The organism is Fusicatenibacter saccharivorans (assembly GCF_015557635.1).
Taxonomy (GTDB): Bacteria; Bacillota; Clostridia; order Lachnospirales; family Lachnospiraceae; genus Fusicatenibacter; species Fusicatenibacter saccharivorans.
Map to the genome: position 1 here is coordinate 290,979 of NZ_JADNOP010000002.1, position 7,289 is coordinate 298,267.

5 protein-coding genes are annotated in these 7,289 nt (G+C 40.5%); all 5 read right to left on the bottom strand.

Annotated features, from left to right (window positions below):
• Positions 1–213: 213 nt before the first annotated feature.
• Complete coding sequence (locus I2G42_RS03200; protein ID WP_055227432.1) at positions 214–2,139, bottom strand: hypothetical protein; 1,926 nt, start codon at positions 2,137–2,139, stop codon at positions 214–216.
• Positions 2,140–3,158: 1,019 nt separating this feature from the next.
• Positions 3,159–4,805 carry an IS66 family transposase gene (gene tnpC / locus I2G42_RS03205; protein WP_055227434.1) on the bottom strand — a complete coding sequence of 549 codons (1,647 nt, stop codon included), beginning with the start codon at positions 4,803–4,805 and terminating at the stop codon, positions 3,159–3,161.
• Between the two features lie 151 nt (positions 4,806–4,956).
• Complete coding sequence (tnpB, locus tag I2G42_RS03210; RefSeq protein WP_055227435.1) at positions 4,957–5,310, bottom strand: IS66 family insertion sequence element accessory protein TnpB; 354 nt, start codon at positions 5,308–5,310, stop codon at positions 4,957–4,959.
• Positions 5,311–5,340: 30 nt separating this feature from the next.
• Positions 5,341–5,643, bottom strand: a complete 303-nt coding sequence (gene tnpA, locus I2G42_RS03215; protein ID WP_055227437.1) for an IS66 family insertion sequence element accessory protein TnpA — start codon at positions 5,641–5,643, stop codon at positions 5,341–5,343.
• 198 nt (positions 5,644–5,841) lie between these two features.
• Complete coding sequence (gene ltrA, locus I2G42_RS03220; RefSeq protein ID WP_055227439.1) at positions 5,842–7,125, bottom strand: group II intron reverse transcriptase/maturase; 1,284 nt, start codon at positions 7,123–7,125, stop codon at positions 5,842–5,844.
• Between the last annotated feature and the right edge of the window lie 164 nt (positions 7,126–7,289).

Here is a 7,289-nt window from a genome sequence, read left to right on the forward strand (position 1 = left end):
AAGGCATATCGTCTTGAATTTCCTGGCAGAGATCGTAGAGTAAACAACGGTAACTAATAAACCTGCTGAGCTTTGCTCAGTTTGAAGCGGAATGGCGCTCCGTTCCTCTGGAACGGATGCGCAGTTCTTGCGGAATATGCACTATTTTAAAAAAATTACAGAATTTCTTTTTTATTCTTTTTATTTGTAATCTTATGTTCATTTCTTCTATTTTCATAAGCTCTCATTCTTTTCTAATTCCCTGCATTTTCCAGAAAGCTCTTCCTCCAACGCTCTCACATCCCTGCAAATCTTTCCTTGGATCTCCTCTGTAAATTTTTCCGGCAATGGATCTCTCACCTTCAGCTCTTCTCTCACTTCGTCCCACCATAGAAACTCTCTATACTTGCAGATCACCTGCTCCACGCATTTTCCTATCCTCGTCTCTTTCCCACATTCCTCTGCCTTTTTCTCATTCTGTAAACTTGCATAATACAAAATCGTGACATTAAGCTCTTCTATCACCTTATTCATTTTCCTGCAGTCTACCTGGGTTCCATGCGAATTTTCTTTTTCTGCCTTACGTTTTCGTTCTTCCTCTTTTCTTTGCGTAGCTATTACTTCATCATATACAAACAACTCACCATCTTGGCTGATATATCCCACTTCGCTCAATACCAGTTTCAACAATTCCGGCGCTGCATGCAGTGTAGATGAAAGCTGCGATAGCTCCCACCGTTCTGCTCTCCTGATATATTCTTCCAATTGCTCAATAGTCGGTTTCTTCTCGATTCTTTTTCCAAATGACTCCTTCAGCCATCCAATACTCTGATAAATAAAAACTACCCGTGACGCCCAGTCGATTGCATCAGCCAGGGAGTTTATTCCCAGCGTGTCCAATATCTGGGAACTGTGATATAAAAATGTTTTCCATCCCTGCAAAACCGCCTGCGCGATCTGTATTCCATCCCCGCCCATATTGTTGGCTTGTACAAGAATTCCTTTTTCCTCTGCCTCTGGAAATGTGCGAAGGAAATCCCGAATCGTCACCCTGTCATATGGGACATTCCATTCGACACCCTCCTCAAATTGGATATACGGAAACATTTTATAGCGTGTATAGCTATCCATATCATCTTTATAATACGTATAAAAAGAAACATGCCGAATCTCATGTCCATGCTTTTTGCAATAAGACACCAGATTTTCCGACAGCTCCTCCTCATGAATCAGGATCATTTCCGGAATACGATATTCCAGGCAATAGTCAATCTGTAAACTGCAGATCTGTCCATTTCCTTTTATATATTCCTGAAGTTTTTCTTCTGCATACGTTATATTTTCCCGAATTTTCTCTTCATAACCGTCCTCTACCGCTACTCCATGAAGCTGCCCCAATTCATCCTGATAAACTGGCGCAAAAGCAATCTCATCCACTTGCCGTACATATTCTGGATGATCCTGCAATAATTTTCGCTTTTCTTCTCCTATCTGCATCAATGTATACTCAGCATACGAATAAAATGCCCGATACAATCTATGAATCAAAAGAAAATACTTATAAAAAAGCGGGACACAGCAAAGTCTTGTATCTGCTACTCCATACTCTAACAAATCCTTTTTGGCCTTTTGTAACATCCTTTTTAGATTTGTATTCATCTTCAGATGTGTGGTCTCCAGAATTTCTGACAGATCTAAATAAATTTTTTCTTCATCATAATGAATCGGTATATGGCCATGCTGCATATAGTTTCGCAGAAAGTCTACAATTTTATACTCCGAATATTGATCATATGCTTTCGAAATGAAGTTTTTCTTAAAACTTTTATCCTTAGAAATATAGAATTCATCAAATTTCTCCATAGATTCTATCAATGTCCGCCCTGCGCTGACGGCATTGCAAAGCAACGCATTGATCTGAATCACATCTACAGTTTCTCCTCTCTTAGCGAATATACGATCGTCAAATTGTAAAGAGAATTTCTCAAACATATTTTCCAAGTTAAAAACCATCATACTATATAACTCATCCAATTCACAAATATGCTGTGACATGCTGAGATACCGCCGCAATATCTGTTCATGCTCCCATGGCAGTTTCTCAAGCTGTGTTCCTGGAACATTCAAAAAATCCATTGGAATATACGCTCTTGTATTCATTGACATCCCTCCAAACCTATACAATTCTTTCTTGGAAATGCAAACTTTTTGTATACGCAAATAACGCTCACAAACTTCTCAAATTTATTACTGTATATATACCCCGTACTTACAATATAATTTGATTTTAACACCTATGTTCCAGCATAACAATCAATTCATGACTTTTTGTTTTTTCTTTTTATAATATTTTTTACTCGTGTTTCTTCCTATTATAATATCTTTTCTTTTAGCATTTACTTTCTACTCTTCTGTTTCTTCTCATACAGCTTCCTTGGTCCGTATTTATGCTATTGAAGACTTATATTCCAAGAATATTCAAATGAGCAGGAGGAACATCTTTATAGGCGTTCTATAACAGCACATTTATAGGGTCTAAATGCTAGTATTCTCAACTCACGCCTTCACGGAAGGCGACGTCGCTGTTGGAGTAGGAGTTGGCATGGCGGCCATTTCAACTCACGCCTTCACGGAAGGCGACACTTTCTTTTTCACTCCATATCCTCCTACATTTTATTTCAACTCACGCCTTCACGGAAGGCGACTGCAAATTCAAATAATTTTTGCTGCTAAACACTTCTTATTTTTATTAATTCTTTCCAAATTTCTCATTCTAGCTTTTCTTTTTCACCTAGCTTCTCTTCGCTTTTCTCTTCATCCTGTCATTTTTCCGGTGCGAATCTCCCTGTATTTTTCTGTTTATTTACCTTTCGCACTCGAAACATGTACACTCTGTCATAATATTTAATTTGCTTCATTATATCTCTCCACTAATTTTCTATCAACTGAAAATATGTTTTAATTTAATCTCTTTGCTTTTTAAAATTAACTTACTAAAGTTTTTTGTTATTTTTTACTGGCATCGTAAGATACCAGTAATTAAATTTATAAAATTCTAATAATATCCGAACTTTATCTGATAATTGTAAGTAGGTAATCATCCGTATATTGACATTTTATAAAAGCCATCTGATACTGTTTCTGGCTGTCTGCCAAATTCTATATCAGATGGCTTAGTATTATTTTTTTAGTTTAGTACGGCAGTATTCCGGAAGATCTTCTGACCATGGAAGCAGTTTCTTTAACTCTTCCTCTTTAGGAAAAGCTCCCATTTTTCTGAGTTCATCCAATATATAAGTCAGATATGCGTATGGTTTCAGATGGTTCAGAAGTGCCGTTTCTGTAATGCTGTAAACAAGGGCACTGGCACCAGCTCCCCGTACACTTTTGGCAAACAGCCAGTTGCGGCGTCCCACTGCAAAGTTTTTCAATGCACGTTCTGCACTGTTGTTGTCTATACTGAGATGGCCATCTTCCAGATAGCGTTTCAGATATGCTTCCTGATTAAGCGTATACAAAATGGCATCACCAATAAGGGAAGACCTGTCTACAGAATCTTCCATCGTATGCAGCCATTCAAACAGGGCATCCATAACTGGACGGGACTGTTTCTGGCGCTCCTCATATTTTTCTTCCGGTGCTTTATTGTGGATCATTTCCTCGATCTTATAGAGGATCCCGATCCTTGACATCGCCTGATATGCAATGGTCTCTTTCAGCTGTTCTTTTGTAAAGTCTTTTTTTAATGCTGTGAGGGCTGCATCAAAACGTCGTCTTGCATGGGTAAGGCACCCGCTTACTATGATACCTTCTCCTAAACTGTGATAAGCCTGATATCCATCACAGGTCAGATACCCATGAAACCTGTCCCCTAAAAAGTTTACAGGATGATATCCCGCACGGGTCCTTTCATAATCGAAGAGTACCATCTGCGGGGAACCACTGAATTCATCCGTGAGATATACCCACATCCAGTTCTGGGTCGTCCCTTTCTGATCCGGTTCTCCGAGTACCTGGATCCGGCTTTCGTCACAATGGATATATTTGCTTTCCAGAAGTTCCTCTTTCATCAGCTGATACAGCGGTTTCAGGTGTCTGTCTGCACAGTTTATGATCCAGTTCGCCATAGTTTTTGTGGAGAGATCGAGATCATATCTGGCAAACTCTCTTTCCTGACGTGCCAGAGGCATCCCGTTTACATATTTAGCGTTCATGATACCTGCTACGAGGGAAGGTGTAGCAATGCTCCCACGGATCAGGGAAGGTTCTTTTTCCGGACGTTTCATGGATCCGCATTCCGGACAGCTGTATACATAAGTGATCTCTTCTTCAACCTCAAACTTTGCAGGTATAAAACGCAGGCGTTTTACGGTCTCCTTTGTTACTACGCTGTATTTTTTTCCGCATTCCGGACAGTAACGGGCTTCCCCTTCCAGTTTATAGGTCCTGGTCTCAACGGTCTCAAAATTGGAAAGATCTTCTTCCTTCTTTCCTTTTCTTTTTTTACGTTTATAAGAGGATGACCGGATCTCTTCAAAAAGTTCCTCTGTTTCCGCATCCGCATTGGCTTCTGCCTCATTGAACAGGTTCATCTGTTCATATTCTTCGGCATACTTTTCACTGGATGCCCCAAACTGTTTTCTCTGCGCAAGGGTAAGACGGTCAGAGAGCATGGCATTTAAGAATTCGAGTTCTTTCTGTTTATCCTTCAGCAGCTGGATCTCTGTATCCTTCTTCTTTGTCTGTTCCTGTACGATCTTCATCAATGAGATCAGATCTTCACGGCTCATGTTATTCAGCTGTTTATCTGTAAAGATCGGTTCCATGTCCTGTCCTCCCTGCTTTAGCGTTATAAAAAGTATATCATGGTTCCAGCTGTTTTCCTATAAAAAACTGCGTTTCCGGATATAGGAAATACACTGGGAATGCCATGTTTTTCATGATTTTTACGGGATTGACAGCTCCGCTGTCTTATGCTTACAGGATGATCTTTGGATGGTGTTCCTCAAATGCACCCCTGGGATTTAAAGAGAGCCCGTCACACAGCCAGTGGATCTCTTTCAGAGTCACCTGACGGAGTTCATCTGGAGTATCCGGCCAGTGAAAAGCATTACGGTCGAGCCGTTTCATCAGGATCCAGAATCCGGATCCGTCCCATTGAAGGATCTTTATAGAAGTACGCCGACGGTTGCAGAACGCAAACATGCAGCGTGAGTATGGGTCGAGGTGAAATTTTAATTTGATGATAGCCGCCAGACCATTGTAACTTTTTCTCAGATCAGTGACACCACAGGAGAGATATACCGTTGTCCCTCCTGCCAGGTCAAGCATGGCGCTGCAGGAATCCCAGTATAAATTCCATCAGTTCCGGTCTGCAGGAATCAGATATTTCAATACGGATACTGTCTGAAATAAAAATACGCACCGATGAAGATTCCTCAGAGAGCAGCTTTCTGGCAGCTTCCTGTTCAGATGGAAGTCTGACAAGACCATATCCTGTTCAGATTCGGATGCCGGCTCTTCTTTTGCAAATCTGCGGATCCAGTATCCCATCGTAGATAAAGGGATACCGTTTTCTGTACACCATTGTTTACATGTTTGTCCACTGGTCTGGTATTGTTGGATACGGTCAGACCAGAGTTTTGCTTTTTCTTCTTTATTCATAGTGATATAGAATACCTCCTGAGTTTTAAGGAGATTGTAGCAGAATAAAAAACAAAAAAACAGATACGGATGATTACCTACTTACGAGCAGACAGGCTAAAAATGGGTAATCGAGTAGGAGAAAATTCCTCTTGATGAGGAATTTTCGACCTCTCACACCACCGTGCGTACCGTTCGGTACACGGCGGTTCAATCAACTTAACATGTAACACACCTTTCAGTGTAATAATCTAACATTGAGATTAGTCCAAATGAGGCTAATCTCTTGTTTGTTATTGCTATATTTACAGCACCACAGCTACATACATGAGCATAGGCTCTTGAACAATAACCAACTTTGTATGCTGTAATCCTGTCCATTCCAAGCTTCATCAAATTCTTTGCACGATTCTGCGGAGTTTTCCAGTGTTTCCATATGCACATACGAAGTCTATACCGAATATTTGCATCTAATTTCGCACATAAGATTTTCATACTACCTATCTTGAAGTAGTTTATCCAACCTCGGATAAGCTGATTGAGCTTCTCTACCTTATAGCTGTTGCTGACGCCCCAACTACGACAGGTGAGTCCTTTCATTCTTTTCTTAAACTTCGCTACTGATTTTGCATGCGGTTTTGCCTTAAACTGATGTGCTCTTGAATCAAAGTAGAATCCAAACCCAAGGTATTTAAGTCCACTTGGTCTATCTACTTTGCTCTTAGTCATGTTGACTTTGAGCCCTAGTTTCTCTTCGATGAATCGTGAGATATTTCTCATAACTCTGTTTGCAGACATTTCACTTCCAACCATGATAATACAGTCATCCGCATATCGTACAAAATTAAGCCCTCTCTTTTCCATTTCCTTATCCAGTTCGTTCAACATGATGTTTGCCAGTAGCGGCGAAAGGTTTCCTCCTTGCGGTGTTCCCACAATAGAGTCCTCATACTCATCATCTATCATAATTCCGCTGACTAGGTATTTCCTAACAATAGAGATGACATCTCCATCTTTAATCGTTCTACCAATAATAGTCATCAACTTATCATGATTTACTGTGTCAAAGAACTTTTCCAAGTCAATGTCTACAATCCAGTCATTACCATCATTCATCATTTCGAGTGCTGTTAGGATTGCTTGCTGTGCACATCTATTCGGTCTGAATCCGTAGCTATGGTCATGGAACTGTTCCTCATAGATTGGTGTTAAGACCTGTGCAATGGCTTGTTGTATGAATCTGTCTGTTACTGTTGGTACTCCCAGGTTTCTGACACCACCGTCTGGCTTTGGTATCTCCACTCTTCGTACTGGTTGAGGTTTATATTTTCTTGTCCTCAACTGTTCCTTGATAATTTCGCCGTCCTTTACAAGATGTTCTTTAAGTTCTGTGTACTTCATTCCGTCCACTCCCTCGGCACCTTTATTTCGTACGACTTGCAGATATGCTCTGTTGAGATTATCGCTGGATAGTATCTGCTTCATTAGACTACTTGTGTCCATGCGTTCTTTCCTTTCCGTCTCGCTTGATTTGACCACCCTTTTCCCGATTGGTTACGGCAGATGTTGTCATTTCTGCAATACGAGACATACTCAAACTTATTGATTGTTCGCCCCTTCGCTCCATCTCCATTACAGAGACTTCTTCGCTGTCGGGTAAGGGACAA